Source organism: Aneurinibacillus sp. UBA3580 (assembly GCF_002375825.1).
Classification (GTDB): domain Bacteria; phylum Bacillota; class Bacilli; order Aneurinibacillales; family Aneurinibacillaceae; genus Aneurinibacillus; species Aneurinibacillus danicus.
In genome coordinates this window covers 47,466-47,913 of the sequence record NZ_DFMZ01000135.1, presented here as the reverse complement: position 1 = coordinate 47,913, position 448 = coordinate 47,466, and the positions used below count along the sequence as shown (strand labels likewise).

At 31.0% G+C, this 448-nt stretch carries 1 protein-coding gene; it reads right to left on the bottom strand.

The features are described from left to right. Positions 1-127: 127 nt before the first annotated feature. On the bottom strand, positions 128-352 hold the full coding sequence (locus B2899_RS17855; RefSeq protein ID WP_146811211.1) for a helix-turn-helix transcriptional regulator: 225 nt from the start codon (positions 350-352) through the stop codon (positions 128-130). Positions 353-448: the final 96 nt, after the last annotated feature.

The window sequence follows — 448 nt, the reverse complement described above, 5'->3', positions numbered from 1 at the left end:
ATTCCTGCTATACCTAATATTTTATTACCTCTTTCATCTCCTCCTTCTTTTTTAATGAAATACGCGGAAAAGATGACTGCTACAAGCCCAATAAAAGATAAAACCATACCAATAATAGTATACATAACTACTCTCCCTTATTTAATTTGTATTGAAAAACCTCCTGTATTTCTTTGTCAAAAACAGCCGAAATCTCAAATGCTAAAATCAGAGATGGATTATAACGATTTGCTTCAATCGAAGCAATAGTTTGTCTTGAAACACCAACTTTTTTTGCTAAATCTTGTTGAGTCCACTTTTTTTCGGCTCTTAGAACATTCAATTTATTATATAATTGTCCGTTTCTCTGCATATTCGATTTATCGCCTCTTTTTTTATATATTGTAATTTATTTTTGACATTTTGTAAACTATTTTTGACATCTCGATTTTCATGTCGGAGTTGCGGC

Excerpts from the sequence above, each read along its gene's own strand:
- B2899_RS17855 (WP_146811211.1), bottom strand. The coding sequence starts at position 352 with ATGCAGAGAAACGGACAATTATATAATAAATTGAATGTTCTAAGAGCC.